The organism is Komagataeibacter melaceti, from assembly GCF_003403295.1.
Lineage (GTDB): Bacteria > Pseudomonadota > Alphaproteobacteria > Acetobacterales > Acetobacteraceae > Komagataeibacter > Komagataeibacter melaceti.
On sequence record NZ_QUWV01000233.1, the window covers coordinates 1 to 2,100 of the forward strand.

The following is a 2,100-nucleotide window of genomic DNA, read 5'->3' on the forward strand; positions in this document are numbered from 1 at the left end:
GAACCGGCTGCGCGCGGGCGGCGGGCGGACCGGGCGGCTGGCCGCCAGCGTGCGCCGCGTCATGGCCGGGTCCGCCCTGTCCGGGCTGGTGGCCCCGTTCATCGCCACGGCGGGCGGCAGCGACGGGGATGACCCGCCCCCGCTGGCGGCAAGCCCGCCCGCCATGCCCGTGGCGGCCCCCACGGCCATGGCTGTCGCGCCGTACCCGCCTGTTCCCACGGCCCATGCGCCCGCTACCGCGTGGCGGGCCGGGGCGTGGGTGACGCCGCTGGCGGCCGGGGCGCGGCACGTCATGGCGCGCGCCACCGCGCTGCCCACTGTCCTGCCTGCGCCCCTGCGCGCGGCGGGGCTGGTGGCGGCCCCGGTTGCCGTGGCGGGGCCTGCGGGGGTGCCCGCATCCATTCCACCGGGGCGGGTCGTGGCCATGGCCGACGGGTTCCGGCCCGTGCCAGCCCCCTCGGTGGCACAGTCCGTGGCCGGGGTGGTCATGCCCGGTCGGGGCGGGACGGGGGCGTATGTTACCCGGCCCGCCCTGTCGCGCATGGTGGCCGCCGCGCCGCTGGTGATGCTGGCGCGGCAGGCCGCACGGGCCGGGGCCGCGCCGGTCCTTATGCGCGCGGGCGTTACACCCGGCGGGGTGGGGGACATGCGCCTTTCACCGCCCGTGCAGGCAGCAGCGCCAGCAGGGGCCGGGTGGCAGGCCGTGCGTGCGGGGGGTGGTGCGGCCATCGTGCCCGCGCTGGCGGGTGTGGCGCACCCGGCCATGGGCGTGCCCGCATTGCGCGCTGCCGGGCCACAGGCCGTGGGGCCGCCTGCCTTCCACCACCCCGGTGCCGGGGCGGCTATGGCAGCATACCGGCCCGAAACCACCCGCATGGCCGTGGCGGCGCTGCGGCCCCATGGCGCGATCCCGGCGGCCCATACGCGCATGATCGTGCCACCCCCCATGGGCGGGCAGGCGGCCTGGCGGCCCGTAGCCGCGCCCGGTGTCATGGCCGGGGCGGATGTTGCGGGGCCGGAGGCATGGCCGGGGCGGCCCGCCTTCATCAGCCCGCCGCCACAGGCCCGGCCTGACATGCCCGGCCATGGTGGCGGCGCGCCGGGTGGTCCGGCCCCCGTAGTGCAGGTGACCATACCGCTGCGGCTGGACCATCACGTGCTGGGACAGGCCGTGGCCCGGATCGACACAAACCAGGCCCTGCACGCCCAGCGCGCCAGCGGCACCGCGCCCGATGTGATGCAGTACCCGCAGGTGCCGGGCCGCTCGATCGGCCGCTAGGGGCTGCACGCGCTTCCGGCCTGCATGGTCTGGCGCTACACAGGGCGGATGATGGCACGCCCGCGCCGTGTGGCCGTGGGGCCGCGATGTGGCCCCCCTGCCGTGCCCCGTTTCCCCCATTCCCGCATTTGATGGGTCGCCCGCGTGGCGGCCCCGTTCGTGATGGAACCTCCCATGTCCCTGACCCTTATGAACGCGGAAACCGCCATCGGTTCGATCGGGCGGCTGTGGGCCTCGGCCCCCGTCACCATCGGGCCGCTTACGCTGAGCGGGCTGGAGGTGCCGCAGGTCATCCGCGATGGCGGGGCCCAGCAGGTAGCCATCCACCGGCTGCCCGGCGGCGGCAGGATCATCGACGCCGTGGGCAACGACCCCGGGCGGCTGGAGCTTGGCGGCACGTTTGTCGGCCCCACCGCCATTACCCGTGCGCGCGTGCTCAAGCAGATGCGCATTGCGGGCGTGCCCGTGCCCTTTTCGGGGGCGGGGCTGTCGCTTACGGTCAGGATTGTCCAGTACTCCTACGACTACCAGCAGAAGGGCACCATCATCCCCTACCGGCTGGTGCTCGAGCAGCCGCCACAGGTGCCGCCCGCCACCGCCACCACGTCCGCCCTGTCGGCGCTGGTGGGGGCTGACGCGGCATCCGCGCTGTCGGGTGTGAGCGATGCGGTGGGCAGTGTGGCGGCGCTTGCGGGCGATGTGGCGGGGCAGGTCTCCACCGTGATGGGGCAGGTCACCCCCATTGCCGACATGGCGGGCGCGGGCGGCGTGTTTGCCGGCATACAGGACAATCTGGGCATGGTGGGCGGGCTGTCAGGGGC

General features: G+C 75.4%; 1 protein-coding gene and 1 pseudogene. Both read left to right on the forward strand.

The genetic code is table 11. From position 1 onward, the window contains the following. A pseudogene (locus DY926_RS17455) lies at positions 1-1,279 on the forward strand (hypothetical protein); the annotation flags it as partial. Positions 1,280-1,453: 174 nt separating this feature from the next. Further along, positions 1,454-2,100, forward strand: a 647-nt coding sequence (locus tag DY926_RS16750) for a hypothetical protein (RefSeq protein ID WP_116704372.1), incomplete at its 3' end; no start/stop codon positions are given.